Here is a 20,679-nt window from a genome sequence, read left to right on the forward strand (position 1 = left end):
TCTATAGCCATCTATCACGCGATCCGTACATCAGTACGATAACTATCTAGATGTTTTCGCGCTGGATATTATCGCGGCAGGCCAGACCTGATAAAACCGACCAAAACGGTGCGTCTGCTATTTTTTTATCACCGATAGCGACGTCAGCAAACGCACCCCACTTATCCTAATACGGTATGCTCGTTACGCTGTGGCGTAAAAAGTCTCGCCAGCGGCTGCCATGTCGCGAATCTTTTGCGGCGCTTCATAGGCTTTGCCAAGGTGTGCGTATTTTTCGCATAGTGCCAAGTAATTATCGAGACCCATTTGGTCGATATAACGACAAGGACCACCGCGGAATGGCGGGAAACCGACACCCATAATCATTGCCATGTCAGCCTCGGCAGGCGTGCTCACGATGTTGTCTTCTAGGCAGCGAACCGTTTCGTTGCAGAAAGCCAGCATAGTGCGGTCGATGATGGTTTGATCATCAAACTCTTTTTTGTCGCTATCTGTCGTGGTTTTAAGTAGCTCATAAGTGGCGTCGTCAGCGACTTTCTTTGGCTTACCGCGCTTGTCAGTTTCATACTTATAGAAACCTACGCCGTTTTTCTGACCCAGACGCTCGTTTTCGTATAGATGCTGGATGGCACCTTTGTAGTCAGGTTTCATGCGATCTGGGAAACCATCTGCCATCACTTCTGCGCCATGTACACCTGTATCTAGACCGACCACGTCGATTAGGTATGCAGGGCCCATTGGCCAGCCGAATTTTTCCATGACTTTATCAACATGGGTAAAGTCAGCACCTTGCTTGAGCAATAAATCAAACGCGCCAAAGTATGGGAACAATACGCGGTTGACCAAGAAACCTGGGCAGTCGTTGACCACAACTGGCACTTTGCCCATTTTTGAGGCGAGTGCTACGGTAGTCGCGATGGCTTCTTCAGAAGATTTTTCACCGCGAATCACTTCAACGAGTGGCATGCGATGTACTGGGTTAAAGAAATGCATACCGACGAAGTTCTCTGGGCGATCAAGCGCCTCAGCAAGATAGGTGATAGAGATAGTCGAGGTGTTTGACGCTAGGATGCAATCGTCTTTTACTAGCCCTTCTACTTCTTTTAGAACTGCACGCTTCACATTTGGATTTTCTACGACCGCTTCGATAACGATATCAGTCTCGCTAAAGTCACCATAGTTCAAAGTAGGACGGATGCGGCTTAAGGTTTCACCCATTTTCGCTGGGGTCATCTTCTTACGTTCAACCATTTTACCAAGCAGTTTGCTGGCTTCGCCCATACCAAGATCTAATTGCTCAGACTTGATATCTTTCATGATAATTGGCAAGCCTTTGCTGGCCGCTTGATACGCGATACCGCCACCCATGATACCAGCGCCTAGTACAGCGGCCTCATTGATATCGTGTGCAAGCTTGCTGTGTTTTTTGGCCAGTTTTTTGACTAGCTGATCGTTTAAGAATAGACCAACCAAGCTCTCTGCTTGCGGGGTTTTGGCCGCTTTGGCAAAGCCAGCAGCTTCAACTTCAATCGCTTTGTCACGTGGTAGGTTGACGTGCTTTTCAATCGCTTCAATAGCAAGAGCTGGTGCTGGGTACTGCTTAGGATTGGCTTTAGCAAAAATAGCACCTTTGGCACTATTAAATGCCATAGCTTGCTCAAGCTGGTTTAGCTTAACAGGAGCCAGTTTTTCTTCACGTTTTGCTTGCCAATCAAGCTCACCTGAGATACATTTTTTGACCAAATCAATGGCTGCATCTTGCAAGTCGTCAGCTGGTACGGTTGCATCAACCAAGCCGAGTTTTAGCGCATCAAGTGGTTTTTTTGGTGTGCCAGTGGCGATAAGCTCAAGCGCGTTATCGATACCAATGATACGCGTACTACGAACCGTACCACCGAAGCCTGGGAAGATACCTAGCTGAGTTTCTGGTAGACCGATAATCGCTTTGTCACTCATGACGCGGTATTCACAAACCAAGGTCATCTCACAGCCGCCGCCCATTGCCGCGCCATTGATGGCCGCCACTTTCGGGAATGGCAAATCTTCAAAACGATTGAAAGCGTCATTGATATGAACGACCCAATCTTTGATATCGCTTTCTGATTTTTTGAAAGAAGCCACAAACTCTGTGATATCAGCACCAGCGATAAACACGCCTTTGCCTGAAGTGACGATAAGACCTTTGACGTCGTCCGCTTTTTCTAAAGCAGTAACGGCTTCACCAAACTGTTTGTTGGTTTCGGCATCAAATTTGTTCACGCTCTCATTTTCGGCGTTGTAGTGCATGTTGGCGATGCCATCTTCTAGCATTGTCACCGTGATGCGATTTCCTTGGTATACCATTTGAAACTCCTTTCTATATAACGAAAGCTACGTTTTGAATTAAAATAAATAGCCAGTTACTGTTAGTAAAATGGGTAATAGCACTGTGCGCCGCCTTCAAGACAAACATCGTCATAAAGACAAACACATAGAGGGCGCATCAGTGAAGGTGTCTTTATTATCCAGCGCTCATGATTTGATACTTATTTTGACGTCTCTTGTACCCCATCACACGGCGCTTCATTTATATGTTGCAAATACCGCTATTAAAATACTGACTGAGACATGGTCTAACACTGATAATTGCTGAAGTAATACGCTCAGTAAAAACCCATTACGGTCAACATCAGACCATTTTCACGTCAATTAGTGTAGGGGATTATGCCCCCAACTGTCACAAGCTAATGCCATACTCGCAAGTCACTCTTAAATCACCTGTAGGCATTTACCTTATGCGCAAAGTGTTTTAGTGAATACTTGTATACTGAGTTACTATTTTGAATGTATTCGGTCTTGCTCGTCTTTACGGTCTACCACCTCAAGGGTGATAAACCGTTGGTGTAGCCCAATTAATATAATTTACTTAGCTTGCGCTTTTATCAAAACATATTCAACCGGCAAGTGACATCAGCGATGCGTAACCAAGACTTGTTGTAAGATTACGATTGTACTGCCTCGTTTTTGGATAAATCAGAGCTATAAAATGCAAAAAACAAACGATTGATACCGTGTCTCACACGAGCAATATGGCCTATCATGCTACACTAATACCGTTTTTACCTTGTCCTTAATAAGTTTTCATTGTATCCCTGATAAATGGTTGGATTATGACGGTTTCCCTTACTTCTAGCGCTACCTCTTCTGGCTTTGCCCCTTTTAACGCTGTCTCTTTTCAAAGCACTGAGCAATTTCATAGTGCTGTGCGCGCGCAACTGACGCAAGATATTGAGGTCTTGTTTGCTTATGCCAAGCTGCCTAGTCCACTGGTAGATGCCTGTCGTTATGTCATGACGGGACAAGGTAAATTGGTGCGCCCATTGATGGTTGCCAGTGCTTTTGCCAGTATTAATAGCGGTAATAGTGAACGTACAGGCGAGCGCAATGACGACATCGACATGCTCAATGCTGATCTGGACTCATTGCTAGAAAACGACTCAGACTATGATATGTCGCGCCGTGCTGCATTGGCCGTAGAGCTACTACATACCTATTCGTTGGTGCATGATGATTTGCCATGTATGGATGATGACGAGCTGCGACGTGGGCAACCGACTGCTCATATTGCCTTTGATGAAGCGACGGCACTGCTAGCAGGAGATGTATTGCAGACGCTCGCGTTTGAAGTATTGACCGCGGAAATGCCAACCTTTGCGCCATTCGATGCCAATATCGCAAGTCAGCTATTGGCCATATTTGCCCCGCGCGCTAGACGCATGGTATCTGGGCAAATGCTGGATCTGAATGCCGAAGCCAGTACTGATATTGTGCAAAACGATTTAGAAGCCATCCATCGTGACAAGACAGGTGCACTGATTGAAGCGGCCATGCTTATGGGCGGCGTCTGTGCTGGCGCAACGGCTCCACAGCGTATGGCATTGCAAGAGTGCGCCCAATATATCGGTCTTGCCTTTCAAGTTCAAGACGATGTATTGGACGTCACGATGACGACAGATACGCTTGGTAAGCCTGCGGGTAGCGATGAAAAATTGGACAAATCTACCTATGTAAAACTGATGGGCGTCGATGACGCGACCAGCTATGCGCAATCGCTATTTGATGGTGGGCGCGCGGCTATCAGCCGTGAACTTAGCAATAATCAAGACAACACTGTCAAAAACAATGATGCGCTACTGGCATTGATTGAATGGCTGTGGTCACGTAAGAAATAGCTAGTGAATAGCCGCTGAATAAAAACAGCTCAGAAAGTTTTATCACCTCAAACGGCAGTGAGTGGTCAACATGGACAGTAACCCTACCCCGCGCATTTACCTCGGCACTGGTGGCTATAGCGACACGGATTTGCTCGGCACGCTGTACCCACAAGGCACCAAAAAAGCGGACTTTTTACGTGAATACGCCAAACAATACGGTGCAGTCGAAATAAACAGCACATTCTATGCGCCCATCGGGCAAAAAGCCTTTGCGGGGATGATTGATAAAGCTTACACACAAGCTAATAGCCAGTTAAAATTTGCCGTTAAACTACACCAAGACTTTACTCATGCACGTAAAGGCACTGCCGCACACGCACAGGCTTTTCTTAACGCCTTGTCGCCACTTGTTGAAGCGGATGCGTTAGCGCCGTTACTGCTCCAGTTCCCACATGGCTTTGACCGTACTCGCGAGCATCGTCTGTACTTGGCAGAACTTGTCAGCTGGTTTAAGGACTATCCGCTTGCCATCGAGTTTCGTCATAACGGCTGGCACACGCCGCAAGTAATCGATAGCTTTAAACAGCAGGGGCTGATTTGGTGCAGTGTCGATTATCCTAAAGTCAGCGGGCTGCCGCCCTCGCGCCTGATATTTACCGAACGTACGGGCTATCTGCGAATGCATGGCAATAATCTGAACTGGTGGGATGCGATGAGCGCGGCTGATCGTCATGATTATCGCTACTCTGAGGCTGAGATGAACGACTGGGCGCAAGCGATTACCAATCAGCGTCAGCATTTTGATACGCTCTATATCTTTTTTCAAAATACGGTGAAGGCGCATGCTTATTATAATATTGCGATGCTGCGAGAAGCGTTGGGTAATTTTGGGTTTGAGGTTTTGTAGGATTAAGTTTAAATAATAATCTTAACTATATTTGTAGGCTGGGTTTTTAACCCAGCATTTTATCTTTGCAAAGTTTCAAAGCTAGGTTAAAAAACCAAATTACGTCTACTAAATATTATCAACTGGTATCAATTATGAAACATCGTTTTGTACTTACCCTAGTCTTATTATCTTGCTTTCAATTGGGTTGTGTCAGTACAACAAAAAGTATAGATATAAATAAAAATAATATGGAACAAAAAGACGTTATTGTAGAGCCAGCCAAAGTTGTTATAGAAGAAAAAAAAGCTCGTAAAAGACCGACTGATCTTTTTACTCATTATCCATCTGAGTCACAGATGGTGGCTATTATCTATGGCGAGTTTGTACTTAAAAATAATTGTCTATTGCTTGAGCTTACTGGACAAGATGCTTTTATAACCCCTGTCTTTCCTCAAGGCAAAGCCACTTTTTTAATAGAGGAAAATGCTGTTATGCTAGGAGATATTAAAGTGCCATTGGATGTACAAGTAGGCACAGGCGGCGGCGCTTTACCTAAAAATAACGTGGTTTATGCTACTAGAGGTGATGCGTCATGCCTAACAGATAGAGTGTTTATAGCAGATGCTGATGTGATTGCTATTGAAGAGGACACAACAATTAAATAAGGTCTATATTCATTAGCGGCTCCCAAACTGTCCATTAAAACCAAAAAAAGGACGCCTCTCAGCGTCCTTTTTTATTAATCGAAACTTTAGTGATTAAAGATTACTCTTCAACGCCTGCGTCTTGACCTTTATATTTTGCGTTTGCGTAGTCCCAGTTTACGAGCTTGTCTAGGAAGGTATCTACGTAGTCAGGACGACGGTTACGGTAGTCGATGTAGTACGCGTGTTCCCATACGTCACAAGTCAATACAGCCACTTGGTCGTGTGCCAATGGGGTATCAGCGTTAGCAGTTTTGGCGATTGATAGTTTGCCACCCACTTTATCAGCGACTAGCCATGCCCAGCCTGAACCGAACTGTGAAGTTGCCGCATTTTTGAACTCTTCACGGAACTTGTCATAGCTGCCAAAATCTTCTTCGATTTTTGCTTTTAGATCGCCAGTAGGTTCGCCGCCGCCGTTGGTTGGCGTCATGCAGTTCCAGTAGAACGTGTGGTTCCAAACCTGAGCGGCTTGGTTAAACATGGTTTGCTTGCTGTCATCTTTGGCAGTTGCTTTGATGATTTCTGGTAAGGTTTTGTCTTCTAAACCAGAACCTGGTAGTAGCTCATTTAACTTGTTTACGTAAGCAGCATGATGCTTGTCATGATGATATTCTAGCGTCTCGGCACTGATATGTGGCTCTAGCGCGTCTTTTGCATATGGGAGATCTGGTAAAGTAATATTTGACATAATTATTTTATCCTTGCTTATTTGGCCACTCATACTACTGTCTCTCTAAATACAGACATACCTAAAATAGATACGCCTTAAGAATAGAAACACTTGGTATCGAGCTAAATTGGCTGAGTCTATTGTTTGAAGTGAATGTTATCGCTTAATACACGTGATTGCTTAACACTGTATCACGTATTATTATGAATCCAAAATTAACCTAGCTGTTATTGTTCGTCCAAAAGCCAAGTGTTTGACTCTATAGACTTTTATTAACTTAATATTCACAAGCTATAAGATATATTTCACTGTAGCTTGGTCACTATTATAACAACAGCCCCTAATAATATCAGTTACCAAATGTTATAGCTCGTATATTCTGTATCGTCACTGGTTATTTATTCAACGATGACCTTTTACCTCGTCAAACTCTATGCCATCAGTACTAACATCATTATCCAGGTCGATCTATATAGCATCTATAAAAATACCAAAAGTTAAAACTCGGCTAATTCATTCATATTTTTTATATAACGGAACGACCCTATGAGCACTACCGATACCGTACAACTCGCTCCCCAATCAACCTCTGATAACCAGTGGGTGCTCGCCAGTAATAACAAAGGCAAACTGGCTGAGTTTAAACGGCTATTTGCCGAAGCGAACTTGGACGTGACGATTGTCCCGCAAGGTCAGCTCGATATCGACGATGCGATAGAAGATGGGCTCAGCTTTGTCGAAAACGCCATTATCAAAGCACGCCATGCTAGCCGTATCAGCGGCTTGCCTGCGATTGCTGATGACTCAGGACTGTGCGTGCCTGTACTCGGTAATGCCCCCGGCATCTACTCGGCGCGCTATGCTGGCGAGCATGGCAATGATAGTAAAAACAACGCCAAGCTCATTGCTGACTTGCAGCCATTACGCACGACCCAGCCTGACACACCGATTGAGGGTATGTTCGTTTGCGTGCTGGCTATGGTGCGTCATGCAGATGACCCATTACCGATTATCGCTCAAGGCTTATGGCACGGTGAGATCTTAGACGCACCGCATGGCGACGGCGGTTTTGGCTATGATCCATTGTTTTGGTTACCTAATCTACAAGCCAGTGCGGCAAGCCTAAGCGCGGCTGATAAAAATCGTCTCAGTCATCGGGGGCAGGCTATTCAGCAATTATTGGCACAACTGCCTTTATAGGTTCTCTTATAAAAACTTTATAGGTTCTCTTGTAAAATAAGTGCGCTTGTCATCGAAAAAAACCTTAGAAACCCTGCCGTCAAAGAGATAATTTTTACTTTAATAAGCAGATAGATTATACTGTTCTACTTTTAAAATTTTGTTGAAGGCCGTTATTTGCCTGTATAATTCACCAAAAAGCGTTATTATGCGGTGCATTAACGGTTTATAACTGATATTTGGTAACCCTGACAACTTCGACAGTGTCACCCTTTAGTATCAGCGGCGATTGCTACTGGTGCTGATTTTGAAGTGGCGGGCTTATCATTATCCCCTATTTATTCCAGCGGCAACCGTCGTACACGCCCGTAATTTGAGGCACGGTTTGTCTATTACCATTTAACCCTAAGTACTATCTCAGCAATCAAACGTACTACTTAATCCTAAAGGTGTAATGAACATGGCTACAGATTTGCAAGTCACAACCAACAAGCTATCTAATAAAGAGACTCAGCTCACGGTTAAAGTACCCGTTGAAAAAATCCAAAACAAAGTAGAAGGCCGCATCAGCCAAGTGGCGAAAACCGCCAAAATCGACGGTTTCCGTAAAGGCAAAGTGCCAATGTCGCACATCCGCTCACAGTACGGTGCGGGCATCCAGCAAGAAGTGATCAACGATGTGATCCGTGATACGGTCTTTGAAGCGATCAAATCTGAAGACATCCGCGCGGTTGGCATGCCAAACATCGACGACGTCAAACTTGAAGACGATTTCTTGGTATATCAAGCCACCGTTGAGATCTTCCCAGAAATCGACGTACAAGGTATCGATGAAATCGAAGTTGAGCGTCACACGGCAACCGTCAGCGATGAAGACGTCGACACCATGATCGAAAACCTACAAAAGCAGCGTCAAGAGTACGTTGAGAAAAAAGGTAAAGCGACTAAAGATACTCAGGTCACTTTCGACTTTGAAGGTTCAATCGACGGCGAGAAGTTTGAAGGCGGTAGCGCTGAAGACTTCAAACTAGTCATCGGTAGCGGCCAGATGATTCCAGGCTTTGAAGACGGTATCAAAGGCATGAAAGCTGGCGAAGAAAAAGTTATCGATGTGACTTTCCCAGAAGATTATCAAGCAGAAAACCTAGCAGGTAAAGAAGCTCAGTTCAAAATCAACGTAAAATTGGTTGAAAAACCTAAGTTACCTGAGATCGATGAAGAGTTCCTTGAGCTATTTGGCGTGACCGAAGGCGGCGTAGACAAACTAAAAGAAGACGTACGCAAAAACATGGAACGCGAAATCAAGAACGCCGCGCGTAGCCAAGTGAAGCAAGCGACTTTTGATGCATTGCTAGAAAAGAACGAGTTTGACGTACCAAGCGCCATGCTAGAGCAAGAAATCGAGCGTCAACGCAACATGATGATGCAACGTTTTTCTCAGCAGTTTGGTGCGAGCGCTGATAGCTTCGATAAAGACATGCTGCCAAATGAGCTCTTTGAAGAGCAAGCGCTACGTGCAGCCCGTCTTGGTATCATCGTTGCCCGTGTTATCGACACCGAAGGTCTAGAAGTGGATCAAGAGCGTGTTGAAACCTTCATCAAAGAAGCGGCTGAAAACTACGAAGATCCAGCGGAAGTAATCGAGTACTACACCAATGACAAGCAGCAACGCGCTAACATTGAGTCTGTGGTACTAGAAGACCAAGTAGTAGATTACTTGATCAGCCAAGGCAAAGTGACTGACAAAGAAGTCAGCTACCAAGATTTGCTAGCGGCTCAGCAACAACAGCAGCAAGGTATGTAATCTAGACTGAGCGCTGTATGGTGTTAAACCATAACACCATACAGCACGCTTGTTCTACATATCAAAAAATACGGCCCCGATCATCGATCGGGGCCGTATTTTTTTGTGCACGCTCAATGGCTTTTTCGATTAACCAATCGCTAGCATGGTCGTTACGCAAGACGTATCAGCTAAAACTACGCTCAAAGTCTTGCAATAATACACCCTATACTAGAGCAGGTACAAACACCGCGCCCAGTCCAAGTACGACTAGCCCGCGCTGTAACCATAAGTTACCACCTAGGCGCTGCTGTAGCTGCTGGCTGACCAACGTACCAACTGCATATAGCGCCAGCATCGTCACTAGCATCCCTGCATAAAAACCCAACTGACCACTTACGCCAGCATTCGCTGGTACTTCAAGGGCATGTGCCAATCCATGAAAGACCGCCAAACCACCAAAACCAAACAACGATAGTTGCTGGATGCTTGGCGTATGCGCTGGCTGCGTACGCGCTGAAAAAGCTTCTTGTCGACTCTTATCACTCATCAAAATCAGAGCCAATACGACCACTGATAGCGATATGGCAATCTCAATCCATCCAGATGATGCCGCAAACCCAACACCGCCAACCAACACCCCAATAGTGCCCAAAACGGCCCCTAGTGATAATCCAGCTGTCAGTGACATCATACCTAGGCGCTGCTTTTGTAGTCCATAAAACAACATGCCCATACCGACTGCCAAAAACAGATGATCAAGACCCGTCACTGGATGCAGCAGTCCCGCTTGCAATGTGCCCAAAAACGAGGGCGCTTGTATAGTAGCCGAGTGAATATGACCCGAATGTGCCTGCGCCAACGACGGTACCATCGTAAAGGTTGCAAGCGTCATTGAAGCCGCTGCTATTTTTCGAGAAGATAAAGCCTGTGAAAAACGGGCTTTATGACTGTGATGCTCTTTTGTATGTTGTGTCATGGGGTTGACTCCTTATGATGAATATTTTAATGATTGATGAGCGGCTATTGGTTAAGCGAGCATACCGTGCTCTTTGATAAAGGCAATAATTTCATCCAGACCATCACCGGTTTTCATATTGCTAAAGACAAAAGGCTTATCGCCACGCATTTTTTTGGCATCGCGCTCCATCACCTCAAGCGATGCGCCAACCATTGGCGCAAGATCGGTTTTATTGATGATTAATAAATCCGACTTGGTGATACCAGGGCCCCCTTTACGAGGTATTTTGTCACCCGCTGAGACGTCAATGACATATAAGGTCAAATCAGACAGCTCTGGGCTAAAGGTCGCGGCAAGATTGTCACCACCCGACTCAATGATAATCAATTCTAGGCCCTCAAAGGTTTCTTGCAACTCGGCAATGGTCGTCAGGTTGATCGACGCATCTTCACGAATCGCGGTATGCGGACAGCCGCCCGTTTCTACGCCGCGAATACGTTCAGCGGGCATCGCATTATTGCGTGTCAAAAACTGCGAATCTTCTTTGGTATAAATATCATTGGTGACAACTGCCATATTGATCGTATCACGCAAGTTTTGACACAATTTTAGGGTCAAAGCGGTCTTACCACTGCCGACTGGCCCGCCGATGCCGAGGCGTAAGCAGGATAAAGAAGCGGGCGGATTTGACTGGTCATTATCAATATGTGAGTCAGGTGTAGATTGGATGCTTTTTGGTTTGATCGGGGTTAGAGACATGGTAAGCTCCTTGAATGTTTCATATAGGAATAATAATAAATAGAGATAAAGGTACAGTTATGAGCGGAACAACCGGCTGTATTGCTCCTCATGCATACTTGAGAGAATCGCCAAATTGGGCAAGCTATTAGAAATATTGAGCCTGTCATAGAGGTCTTCGCACAGCTTTTGACAACCCTGATGTTCACTCATATTGAGCGTGTCGGTCGCGTTTGATGACGTGATTAAATCCTCAAAGGCTTGCTGTATGCTATCGCTCAGCGCTCCAACTTCAGAGCCAAGATCACTTTGCAGCTGCCACAAGATACGCTGACCCGCCATTTGCCCGAGTGGTACAGTCTTGACAGCGGCGAGCACCATATTTTCCAATTGAGCAAATCCATAGGTGGTCATCGACTGCATGAGTGGCAGCTGCCAATGCTGGGCAATGTGAGCAAAAAGTGGTAAATAACCATCATCAGGTATCTCAGCAGGTATACCAAGACTCAGTACTTCGTTGAGCCAGGATACCATCGCTTGTGCCAACTGCTGCGACTCTAGTATAAACTCTTTACTCTCAAGGCCTGCATGATAATCATGTGCCAGATTTGCCGCTAGCACCTCATTACCTTGATCAAGCGCACACACGATAAGTGCCAATATAGGTAGCTCGTAGCCAATGACAGCCAGCGCAAGATAGTCTTGCATAAAGGTAAGCGTACTGGCTTCATCAGAGATAATGCCTGACTCAATCGCTGACTCTACGCCTTGTGAGTAGGTATAGCTACCAATCGGCAAGTTACTAGAGGCCAGCATCAACATCTGCCCAAGTTGGGCAGACAGATGAGACTGAGCACTGTCATCAACCATCATTTGAGTGACCTATAGACGCATTATGTTGGCTGTGGCTGTCATCATGGCTATGCGCGTCATTATGCGAATGCGTATGAGCGTGAGAATGGCTATGCGAATGCCCGTGTCCTGTCTGATAAGCACCCGTTTCAGGCTCAAACGGCACTGATGCAGACTCAGTATGTAGCCCAAGATTTTCTAGCATTTGTGCCAGTACATGATCGTTTTCAAAATACAGCGCGTACCGTGCTGCACTGTGCTCAAACATCAACGGCACATGGCGATTGCCCAAATGATACGCGCCTTTCATTAGTAGAAAATCATCGGCTGCCGTCACTTTGGTCACCGCTTGGGGCTTGGCGATGACTTGCATCAACTCCCCTGCGGCATTGGTGAGGACGTCATCTCCTTTTAAGACACCAGTACGCGGCAAATCGATACCGACCGCCTCCCCTGAAACTGTCACAGCTCGAAATCGCGAATGCTGACGAGTATCAAAGTCCAAAAGCAGATAGTCATCCGCTTGGCGCTGGGCAGTCAATTGCGCTTGTTGGATATCACTTAAGGTAGGGAGACGGGTATTAAATATTTTCATAAATATAATGCTCTGTTTACTGTGGCTCAAATGATTGAATAATAGTATTGATAATAAAAGTGCCCAAAATGGCTGTCAGCAATCAATGAGAAGATCACGCCAAAACCAGCTCTCTATAAGCCTGTGACACGCTTTTTAAGACAGCCTTTAGCCGTGTGTCTTTAAATCTTAAAATAAAAATCAGAATAAGAAATAACGCTGTGCCATGGGCAGTACCTCAGCAGGCTCACAGGTAAGTGTCTTACCATCGGCACGTACTTCGTAGGTCTCAGGATTGATGTCCATATCTGGGCAGTAGCTGTTGAGGCGCATATCGCTTTTGCGAATCTCACGTATCCCATGGACAGGCTGAATCACTTTTGTCAGTCCAAGCTGTTTATCGACTTGTTTGTCTATCGCGGCTTGCGACATAAAGGTGATACTGGTTTGAGCAACCGATTTGGGATACGACGCAAACATAGGACGATAATGCACAGGCTGAGGGGTGGGAATAGAGGCGTTAATATCGCCCATCGGTACCGCAGCGATCAGGCCACCTTTGATGATGCATTCAGGTTTTACCCCAAAAAACTTGGGCGACCACAGCACCATATCCGCCCATTTACCCACTTCAATGGAGCCGACCATATCGCTAATACCATGCGTAATCGCAGGATTTATCGTATATTTTGCAATATAGCGTTTGATGCGAAAGTTATCATTGTCCGCGCTTTGATCGTAGTCGGTCAGAGTAATATGCTGCGCTTGATGCTCTGTTTGTGCTGTCGCATCTGGAGCCAGATGACCACGCTGAACTTTCATTTTGTGCGCCGTCTGCCATGTGCGAATGACCACTTCACCCACGCGCCCCATCGCTTGTGAGTCACTACTCATCATCGAGATAGCACCCAAATCGTGCAAGATGTCTTCAGCCGCGATGGTTTCTTGACGAATACGGCTTTCGGCAAATGCTACGTCCTCTGCGATAGCAGGGCTTAAATGATGACAAACCATGAGCATATCGAGATGCTCATCAATGGTATTGACGGTATAAGGCCTAGTAGGATTGGTGGAAGATGGAAGCACATGCGACTTGCCAATGGCCTTTAGAATATCAGGCGCATGGCCACCGCCTGCGCCTTCGGTATGAAAAGTATGAATACAGCGGTTTTTAAATGCGCCAAGCGTACTCTCAAGATAGCCACTTTCATTTAACGTGTCAGTATGAATCGCAACTTGCACATCATAGTCGTCAGCAACGCTCAGACAATTATCAATAGCTTGCGGCGTCGTACCCCAATCTTCATGTAGCTTGAGTCCGACGGCACCCGCTTCGATTTGCTCAGCAATTGGAGTGGGCACACTCACATTGCCTTTACCCAATAGCCCAATATTCATAGGGATACTATCGGTAGATTGTAGCATTGAGGCAATATGATATGCCCCCGGCGTACAAGTAGTCGCGAGCGTACCTTGGGCAGGGCCTGTGCCACCGCCTAGCATCGTGGTCACCCCCGACATCAGCGCCGTCTCACACTGCTGAGGCGCGATAAAGTGAATATGACTATCGACGCCGCCTGCGGTGAGGATTTTGCCTTCACCAGCGATGATTTCGGTCGCGCCGCCAATCGGAATATCGATGGCAGGCTGGATATCAGGATTACCCGCTTTACCAATCGCGCTGATACGGCCATTTTTGATACCGATATCGGCTTTGTAGATACCCGTATAATCTACAACCAGTGCATTGGTAATCACGGTATCTGCAACTTCCGCGCCCAGCAGTTGCCCTTGACCCATACCATCACGGATGACTTTGCCGCCGCCAAATTTGACTTCTTCACCCTTAATCTCGGTAGTATGGCTAGTACCTTCATCACTTTGTGACGTATTCGCTTGGTCAATAGCAGTATCTTTATGGCTGGTCAAATCCGCCTCAACCTGTAGCCAAAGCTCAGTATCAGCGAGACGCACTTTATCGCCGGTAGTCGGACCAAAATGCTCTGCATAAATCTGCCGACTTACCCGCTTTTGCGAAGTAGCCAGTTGCTTTTCATCGGTCTTATCTGGTTGAACCGCGCCCATGACACGACCTGCAAAGCCATATACTTCCTGCTTGCCAGCATAAGCCACCAATTCTACCTCTCGCGACTGCCCCGGCTCAAAACGAACTGCCGTGCCAGAGATGATATTTAGGCGATACCCACGGGTCTGCTCTCTATTAAAGCTCAGCGCATCATTGACTTCATAAAAGTGATAATGCGAGCCGATTTGGATCGGTCTATCGCCAGTATTACTCACACTGATGGTCTGTACTTGTCTTCCTTGGTTTAGGATAATGTCACCATCTTGGATGTTATATTCGCCTGCTTGCATGGGAGCCGCCTTATGTTGGAGTGATCATTTAGTGATAGACAGAACTATACGATGGGATTGTGTACCGTGACCAATTTGGTACCATCAGGGAAGGTCGCCTCGATTTGCACTTCATCGACCATCTCTGCCACCCCTTCCATGACATCATCGGCAGACAGGTAAGTAGCCCCTTCACTCATTAATTCAGCCACTCTTTTGCCATCTCTAGCCCCTTCCATCAGCAGCATACTGATATAAGCGATGGCTTCGGGGTAATTGAGCTTAACGCCGCGGTTTTTGCGGCGCTCAGCCACCATGCCAGCGGTAAATAGCATGAGCTTGTCTTTTTCTGTTGGCGTCAGATGCATGGCAAATCCTTATTTTATTTATTATAAAAGTTATAGCAGATTATCAGGTCGTGTGGCTTAGCTATGAAAAACCGTAGACTTAGGTGTCCCAAATACGCGGACGGCAAGGCTCAAGCTGCCACCAATGATGTCGCAAGCCTTCTCTGATTTGATAAAAAGCTTCAAAACAGCCGCGCACATCTGAACCGATATACCGAATATTAATGGCTTGACCGTTATGAGTACAATAAACCGGTAATCTAGCCTCAGCAATCATATGGCGTAATGCAACGATGGTATTGTCTAAATAGCGAGCTAGGGCCTGCTTCATCGTTGCTAAGGCTGTCTCGTCTGATTGTGCGGCAGAGGCAGGCAGTGCAGCGTTGTCATGTACATCGCTCAAACTTGGCACTGCCCAAAATGACCCATAAATATGCTGATCTGCTAGTCCTAGACTCGATGTAAACCAGCGACTTTGGGCAGCCTGTTTGACACGTTCAGCAACGATAACCTTACCTTCTCGGTAGATATTTAATCCAGTATGATAACGCCCTTGCAAGAACTGCTCATCATATGCTTGCCGCCCAAATACGCTAATCTCCCAAGTCAGCAAGCTAGATGAGTCAGCTAAATCAAAACGGCTCACTGCATGCATATTGGCTTCGTTATAAATAATACTCTCTTGTGGTAGCCATTCTAAGCGAACATGTGCGGCGAGTTTGGCTTGCAGATGTTGGCTTGCATAGGCAGCTATCTTGTCTTGGCTCATACTTTGGTGCGTGTCGTTGTCGTCCGACCGAGCTTTATGTTTTTGGCTGACACCGTCATTACCATACCACTTGCCAGCCCCTGGTGTAGTGATAACAGCATGGCTGCCATTGTCTAAATGCAACTCTATCGTCAGCGTATCACCGCCTGCGATACCTGCTGGCGGATATAACATCAATATATGACAAATGCCTTGCTGCCCACGTGGCTCAGGATATAGGGCACGCTGTACCATAAGCGCGCCCGTGTGCTCACGATGAGATAGCCGCGTCTTAGCGGTAGCAGCCGCAATTTTGGCAATATCTGTGCGCTTAACAGTGTCAAAACTCAATGTTAAAGAAGAAGCCCAACTCATTTTATATACTCATTTGCTCATTTTACTCATTAAATACAATCTAGTAATCTGGTTCCTGACCAAAAAGTCAGTTAATTTCACTGTCTATACAAGCATTATGCCAACTCATATGCAAACACTCTTACATACACTCCACCATCACACCCAACATAATGATTTTACTTTGGTTTTGACTGTATATTTTTTCTTACTAACATGACAAAGCTGGTTTAGCTATTTTTTAATCAGCCTTTTACCGCTGATAACTATTAGATAAATAACGGTTTGCACCAAATTGTGGCGTTTTTCGTTAATATGCACCATTTTTTAGCATTCAAACTTGGACTATTAACACACTATGTCAGGCCGCACTTTCTACTTATAAGAATAACTATGAGTAAATGCGCTTAAGGATTCTTTTGACAACCCACATTTGCACAATTGAATAGTAAGATAGGTAGATTGCAAGGCAGTTAATCAGGTATTCTATGTTAAAAGTATGGTGAGACACTGCTCTATGATATCCATATCGGGGTAAGTTTCTGTGGGATACGCCTGATTTGCAGATAGAATCTGCCTTTTTTGGATATTCTTTCAACTTATATATAAAAATATAGCGGACTCACTTTTTCACCTATTTTATGTACAAACGGGTTTTATAGGCTTGAATAGTGGGCGTAGTCCCCCTATAAACTACCCATTAGCACAAAACATACCAGACAATAAAACCATTTTAACTGTTTTTTATTTTATCCCTTTATCGATAGGACTTTTCTATGACAGATTATGAACGCATCACTGCTAACCCACATTTTGATATGCTAATGAGCGCTCACAAAGAAGTACAAACCACCCAAGCGGCGCTAGTACCAATGGTGGTTGAGCAGTCTTCACGCGGTGAACGCTCGTTTGATATTTTTTCACGCCTATTGCGTGAGCGTGTGATCTTTTTGACAGGCCAAGTCGAAGACCATATGGCCAATCTAATCGTCGCACAGCTGCTATTTCTAGAAGCTGAAAACCCTGACAAAGACATTCATTTGTATATCAATTCACCAGGTGGCTCAGTAAGTGCAGGCTTGGCAATCTTTGATACCATGAACTTTATCAAACCTGAAGTATCCACCATCTGTATGGGCGGTGCTTATAGCATGGGCTCATTCTTGTTGGCCGCGGGTCAAAAAGGTAAGCGCTACTCACTCGCCAATGCTCGCGTGATGATTCACCAGCCATCAGGCGGCGCGCAAGGCCAAGCGACTGATATCGAGATTAATGCTCGTGAAATCCTCAAAATCCGTGATCGCCTAAACCGCATTTTGGCTGAGCGCACCGGCCAGCCACTCGAAAAAATCGAAAAAGACGTCGAGCGCGATTTTTGGTTAGATGCTGAGGAAGCCAAAGAGTACGGTTTGGTTGATGAAGTATTAGAGCGCCGTCCTGAATCTTTGTAATCTCAAATAAGCGCTACGCCTCTCAAACGAGTGCGCCATCATAAGAATAGTTATAGTCTGTTTGTATGGTAAATCAATATGCCGCTCATACCTGATAGATCGTAAGCAGGTATGAGCGTTCAACCAATACAACCATCGATATGTCGCAAATAGACTAACCAGTTTTAAACTTTAGGAGCGCCTTTTATGGCAGAAGATAACACCCCGCATTGTTCGTTTTGTGGTAAAGCCAAAAGTGATGTACAGCAGCTGATTGCTGCTGATGACGCCAATATTTGCAATGAATGTATCGAGCTATGTACTGATCTAATCGCAGACAGTGCAGAACACAGCGATGACGACAGCGACGTAGATACCTCATGGGTCAACAAAAAGCTACCTACCCCAAAAGAGCTGCGTGCCAAGCTTGATGAGTATGTCATCGGTCAGGACGCTGCCAAAAAAGCGTTATCGGTCGCGGTATATAACCATTACAAACGTCTAAAAGTCAGCCAGACACTTGCCAATAACAGCAAAAAAGCCAAAATCGGTGCTGATGACGCGATGGTAGAATTGGCAAAAAGTAACATTTTGCTGATTGGCCCAACGGGTTCTGGTAAGACCTTGCTGGCGCAAACCTTGGCTCGTCTGCTTGATGTGCCATTTGCAATGGCCGATGCCACCACCTTGACCGAAGCAGGGTATGTCGGTGAAGACGTTGAGAACATCGTGCAAAAGCTACTACAAGCGTCTGACTACGATGTGGCCAAAGCGGAACAAGGCATCATCTATATTGATGAAATCGACAAAATTAGCAAAAAAGGTGATAACCCATCGATTACCCGTGATGTATCGGGCGAAGGCGTGCAGCAAGCGCTGCTAAAGCTGATCGAAGGCACCGTTGCTGCGATTCCGCCGCACGGTGGTCGTAAGCATCCACAGCAAGAGCTGATCCAAGTCGATACCAGTAACATCCTAATCATCGTCGGCGGCGCGTTTGCAGGACTTGATAAAGTCATTCAGCAACGTACCGAAAAAGGCGGTATCGGCTTTAACGCGGATGTTAGCTCAAAAGACGACAGCCGTCGTAGCTCAGACTTGCTACAAGAAGTTGAGCCAGAAGATTTGATCAAGTTTGGTTTGATTCCTGAGCTCATCGGTCGTCTGCCTGTGCTTGCAGCGCTAAAAGAGCTTGATGAAGAAGCCTTGGTACAAATCCTTACCGAACCTAAGAACGCACTGGTCAAACAGTACAAGTACTTGTTCGATATGGAAGGCGCTGAGATCAGCTTTACAGATGAAGCACTTGATGCCATCGCCAAAAAAGCAATGGAGCGCAAGACGGGTGCGCGCGGTCTACGTTCTATCGTAGAAAACGCTTTGCTTGAGACCATGTATGAGCTACCTTCTATGGAAAATGCCAAGACCGTGATGGTTGATGCAGAAGTCATCAATGAAGGTAAAATACCTAAAATTGCTTAATGCATAATGAGACTTAGATGGCTCATTATTAGTAATGAAGTATTCAAAAAAAGCGTCTGGCCTTATAAGCCACGGCGCTTTTTTTATGTCTATCGATCGCCTAAATTATTTATCAAAAATTTGATTAACCTTTATATTCCAAGAACACTTAACAGTATAGTGCTTTAGAGATAATGGACGCTCCTCATTACAAAATGATAGCAGTGTTTATCAATCGCAAGTAGACCTCATGATTAATCATGCTAATGTAAATAGCAACGATGTATACCCATCATGAATAATACAAAGGACTGTTTATTATGCTTAACAATATAACCACGATGGCGTCCTCATTACGCCAGCACCTGCCCTTTTATACACCCAGCGAACAAGATAATGATATTGCACCTTATTACCAAAATCATGTCGCCGCCATTACTGGCGCAGGTTCTGGGATGGGACGCGAGCTTGCGCTTCACTTAGCAAAAATGGGCTGTCATGTGGCGCTATCAGACATCAATGTAGAACAACTGGCACGAACCAAAGAGATGCTGGTTGGTTATGATGTTAAGGTCACCATGACTGTACTTGATGTCTCAGACAATGACGCTGTGCAAGCGTGGGCGGATAGCGTGATGCGCGACCATGGCAAAGTCAATTTCATCTTTAACAATGCAGGCGTGGCCTTCTCTTCGACGATAGAGGGCGCTAGTATTGAAGAGCTTGAGTGGGTAATGGATATCAATTTTTGGGGCGTGGTTTATGGCACCAAAGCGTTTTTACCACTCATCAAAAATAGTGTCAAACAAAGCGAGGTGACGAGTGATAATCAAAACGATCAACCCCGCCAGTTTAAAGAACACGGTCATGTGATCAATATCTCCAGCTTGTTTGGTTTGACCGCTCAGCCTTCATATTCTGCTTATAATGCCAGTAAATTTGCGGTACGCGGCTTTACAGAAAGCCTGCGTCAAGAGCTTAACATTCAGAATTGCGGTGTATCAGCGACCTGTATCCATCCAGGCGGTATCAAAACCAATATTGCCAATAGCGCACGTGGCAATGATAGTACCAGTACGGTCGGTATGCCTACTGGTGATAAAGCCATTAGAAGCTTCAATAAACTGTTGAAATTTGATGCCAGCGAAGCAGCTTGGATTATTTTACATGCCGCTGCGACCAATAAGCAGCGCTGCTTAATTGGGAATGATGCCAAAATGGTTGATGCCATTCAGCGGGTATTCCCATCACATTATAGTGAAGTTATAAACGACATCACTCAGTTATCGCGTAAACTAAAACCAAGACGCAATAACAAGCGTAGTGATAAAACAAGTACCGCACCATAACTAACTGACGCTCCTTAAATAAAAAAGCCCTACTGTTTTTGAACAGCAGGGCTTTTTTGTTGTATGGTCACGAATACAAATTTTTAACC

The 20,679-nt window shown here is 45.4% G+C and carries 17 protein-coding genes; 8 read left to right on the top strand and 9 right to left on the bottom strand.

The annotated features are described in order from the left end of the window. Positions 1–183: 183 nt before the first annotated feature. A complete protein-coding gene (gene fadB / locus BLR43_RS08525; RefSeq protein WP_093070401.1) occupies positions 184–2,343 on the bottom strand; it encodes a fatty acid oxidation complex subunit alpha FadB in 2,160 nt (719 codons plus the stop codon). A gap of 806 nt (positions 2,344–3,149) precedes the next feature. Here fadB and BLR43_RS08530 point away from each other — a divergent pair. The 3 genes from BLR43_RS08530 (at position 3,150) to BLR43_RS08540 (ending at position 5,747) form a co-directional block, all read left to right on the top strand. Next, positions 3,150–4,211, top strand: a complete 1,062-nt coding sequence (locus tag BLR43_RS08530) for a polyprenyl synthetase family protein (protein WP_093070404.1) — start codon at positions 3,150–3,152, stop codon at positions 4,209–4,211. A 70-nt stretch (positions 4,212–4,281) separates the two neighbouring features. Beyond that, positions 4,282–5,100 carry a DUF72 domain-containing protein gene (locus tag BLR43_RS08535; protein ID WP_071002889.1) on the top strand — a complete coding sequence of 273 codons (819 nt, stop codon included), beginning with the start codon at positions 4,282–4,284 and terminating at the stop codon, positions 5,098–5,100. A 134-nt stretch (positions 5,101–5,234) separates the two neighbouring features. Further along, positions 5,235–5,747: a hypothetical protein gene (locus tag BLR43_RS08540; RefSeq protein ID WP_093070406.1), complete on the top strand. Its 513-nt coding sequence runs from the start codon at positions 5,235–5,237 to the stop codon at positions 5,745–5,747. A gap of 100 nt (positions 5,748–5,847) precedes the next feature. Here the strand turns inward: BLR43_RS08540 and BLR43_RS08545 are convergent, their stop codons facing one another. Continuing rightward, a complete protein-coding gene (locus tag BLR43_RS08545; RefSeq protein WP_093070409.1) occupies positions 5,848–6,477 on the bottom strand; it encodes a superoxide dismutase in 630 nt (209 codons plus the stop codon). 528 nt (positions 6,478–7,005) lie between these two features. Between BLR43_RS08545 and rdgB the strand changes: the two genes are divergently transcribed. Then, positions 7,006–7,659 carry an RdgB/HAM1 family non-canonical purine NTP pyrophosphatase gene (rdgB, locus tag BLR43_RS08550; RefSeq protein ID WP_093070411.1) on the top strand — a complete coding sequence of 218 codons (654 nt, stop codon included), beginning with the start codon at positions 7,006–7,008 and terminating at the stop codon, positions 7,657–7,659. Between the two features lie 439 nt (positions 7,660–8,098). Further along, entirely contained in the window at positions 8,099–9,442 is a 1,344-nt protein-coding gene (gene tig / locus BLR43_RS08555) for a trigger factor (protein WP_093070414.1), read from the top strand. 205 nt (positions 9,443–9,647) lie between these two features. On the opposite strand, the gene BLR43_RS08560 is transcribed toward tig, so the two are convergent. The 7 genes from BLR43_RS08560 to BLR43_RS08590 form a co-directional block, all read right to left on the bottom strand. Beyond that, positions 9,648–10,400, bottom strand: a complete 753-nt coding sequence (locus BLR43_RS08560; RefSeq protein ID WP_093070416.1) for a HupE/UreJ family protein — start codon at positions 10,398–10,400, stop codon at positions 9,648–9,650. A 51-nt stretch (positions 10,401–10,451) separates the two neighbouring features. Continuing rightward, the gene (gene ureG / locus BLR43_RS08565) at positions 10,452–11,141 is read right to left on the bottom strand and encodes an urease accessory protein UreG (RefSeq protein WP_083499689.1); all 690 of its coding nucleotides are present in this window, start codon (positions 11,139–11,141) and stop codon (positions 10,452–10,454) included. 57 nt (positions 11,142–11,198) lie between these two features. Then, positions 11,199–11,993 (bottom strand): urease accessory protein UreF, encoded by a 795-nt coding sequence (locus BLR43_RS08570; RefSeq protein ID WP_093070419.1) that lies wholly within the window; start codon positions 11,991–11,993, stop codon positions 11,199–11,201. Beyond that, positions 11,983–12,567 (bottom strand): urease accessory protein UreE, encoded by a 585-nt coding sequence (gene ureE / locus BLR43_RS08575; RefSeq protein WP_093070421.1) that lies wholly within the window; start codon positions 12,565–12,567, stop codon positions 11,983–11,985. Before ureE ends, BLR43_RS08570 begins: the two co-directional genes overlap by 11 nt. 180 nt (positions 12,568–12,747) lie before the next feature. Then, positions 12,748–14,922 (bottom strand): urease subunit alpha, encoded by a 2,175-nt coding sequence (ureC, locus tag BLR43_RS08580; protein ID WP_093070423.1) that lies wholly within the window; start codon positions 14,920–14,922, stop codon positions 12,748–12,750. 44 nt (positions 14,923–14,966) lie between these two features. After that, on the bottom strand, positions 14,967–15,269 hold the full coding sequence (ureA, locus tag BLR43_RS08585; RefSeq protein ID WP_057761815.1) for an urease subunit gamma: 303 nt from the start codon (positions 15,267–15,269) through the stop codon (positions 14,967–14,969). A gap of 79 nt (positions 15,270–15,348) precedes the next feature. Continuing rightward, positions 15,349–16,371 carry an urease accessory protein UreD gene (locus BLR43_RS08590; protein ID WP_093070425.1) on the bottom strand — a complete coding sequence of 341 codons (1,023 nt, stop codon included), beginning with the start codon at positions 16,369–16,371 and terminating at the stop codon, positions 15,349–15,351. Between the two features lie 803 nt (positions 16,372–17,174). Between BLR43_RS08590 and clpP the strand changes: the two genes are divergently transcribed. The 3 genes from clpP to BLR43_RS08605 all read left to right on the top strand — a co-directional run bounded on the left by clpP (position 17,175) and on the right by BLR43_RS08605 (position 20,590). Next, on the top strand, positions 17,175–17,801 hold the full coding sequence (clpP, locus tag BLR43_RS08595; protein WP_212564481.1) for an ATP-dependent Clp endopeptidase proteolytic subunit ClpP: 627 nt from the start codon (positions 17,175–17,177) through the stop codon (positions 17,799–17,801). Between the two features lie 186 nt (positions 17,802–17,987). After that, a complete protein-coding gene (gene clpX, locus BLR43_RS08600; RefSeq protein ID WP_071002879.1) occupies positions 17,988–19,262 on the top strand; it encodes an ATP-dependent protease ATP-binding subunit ClpX in 1,275 nt (424 codons plus the stop codon). A gap of 299 nt (positions 19,263–19,561) precedes the next feature. After that, positions 19,562–20,590, top strand: a complete 1,029-nt coding sequence (locus BLR43_RS08605; RefSeq protein WP_093070430.1) for an SDR family NAD(P)-dependent oxidoreductase — start codon at positions 19,562–19,564, stop codon at positions 20,588–20,590. Positions 20,591–20,679: the final 89 nt, after the last annotated feature.

Source organism: Psychrobacter pacificensis, from assembly GCF_900101915.1.
Classification (GTDB): Bacteria; Pseudomonadota; Gammaproteobacteria; order Pseudomonadales; family Moraxellaceae; genus Psychrobacter; species Psychrobacter pacificensis.

Bases quoted from the DNA above. Each gene is read 5' to 3' on its own strand.
- fadB (WP_093070401.1), bottom strand. From the start codon at position 2,343: ATGGTATACCAAGGAAATCGCATCACGGTGACAATGCTAGAAGATGGC.
- BLR43_RS08560 (WP_093070416.1), bottom strand. From the start codon at position 10,400: ATGACACAACATACAAAAGAGCATCACAGTCATAAAGCCCGTTTTTCA.
- clpX (WP_071002879.1), top strand. From the start codon at position 17,988: ATGGCAGAAGATAACACCCCGCATTGTTCGTTTTGTGGTAAAGCCAAA.
- ureG (WP_083499689.1), bottom strand. From the start codon at position 11,141: ATGTCTCTAACCCCGATCAAACCAAAAAGCATCCAATCTACACCTGAC.
- BLR43_RS08535 (WP_071002889.1), top strand. From the start codon at position 4,282: ATGGACAGTAACCCTACCCCGCGCATTTACCTCGGCACTGGTGGCTAT.
- BLR43_RS08530 (WP_093070404.1), top strand. From the start codon at position 3,150: ATGACGGTTTCCCTTACTTCTAGCGCTACCTCTTCTGGCTTTGCCCCT.
- tig (WP_093070414.1), top strand. From the start codon at position 8,099: ATGGCTACAGATTTGCAAGTCACAACCAACAAGCTATCTAATAAAGAG.
- BLR43_RS08540 (WP_093070406.1), top strand. From the start codon at position 5,235: ATGAAACATCGTTTTGTACTTACCCTAGTCTTATTATCTTGCTTTCAA.
- rdgB (WP_093070411.1), top strand. From the start codon at position 7,006: ATGAGCACTACCGATACCGTACAACTCGCTCCCCAATCAACCTCTGAT.
- clpP (WP_212564481.1), top strand. From the start codon at position 17,175: ATGAGCGCTCACAAAGAAGTACAAACCACCCAAGCGGCGCTAGTACCA.
- BLR43_RS08545 (WP_093070409.1), bottom strand. From the start codon at position 6,477: ATGTCAAATATTACTTTACCAGATCTCCCATATGCAAAAGACGCGCTA.
- BLR43_RS08590 (WP_093070425.1), bottom strand. From the start codon at position 16,371: ATGAGTTGGGCTTCTTCTTTAACATTGAGTTTTGACACTGTTAAGCGC.
- BLR43_RS08605 (WP_093070430.1), top strand. From the start codon at position 19,562: ATGCTTAACAATATAACCACGATGGCGTCCTCATTACGCCAGCACCTG.
- ureE (WP_093070421.1), bottom strand. From the start codon at position 12,567: ATGAAAATATTTAATACCCGTCTCCCTACCTTAAGTGATATCCAACAA.
- BLR43_RS08570 (WP_093070419.1), bottom strand. From the start codon at position 11,993: ATGATGGTTGATGACAGTGCTCAGTCTCATCTGTCTGCCCAACTTGGG.
- ureA (WP_057761815.1), bottom strand. From the start codon at position 15,269: ATGCATCTGACGCCAACAGAAAAAGACAAGCTCATGCTATTTACCGCT.
- ureC (WP_093070423.1), bottom strand. From the start codon at position 14,922: ATGCAAGCAGGCGAATATAACATCCAAGATGGTGACATTATCCTAAAC.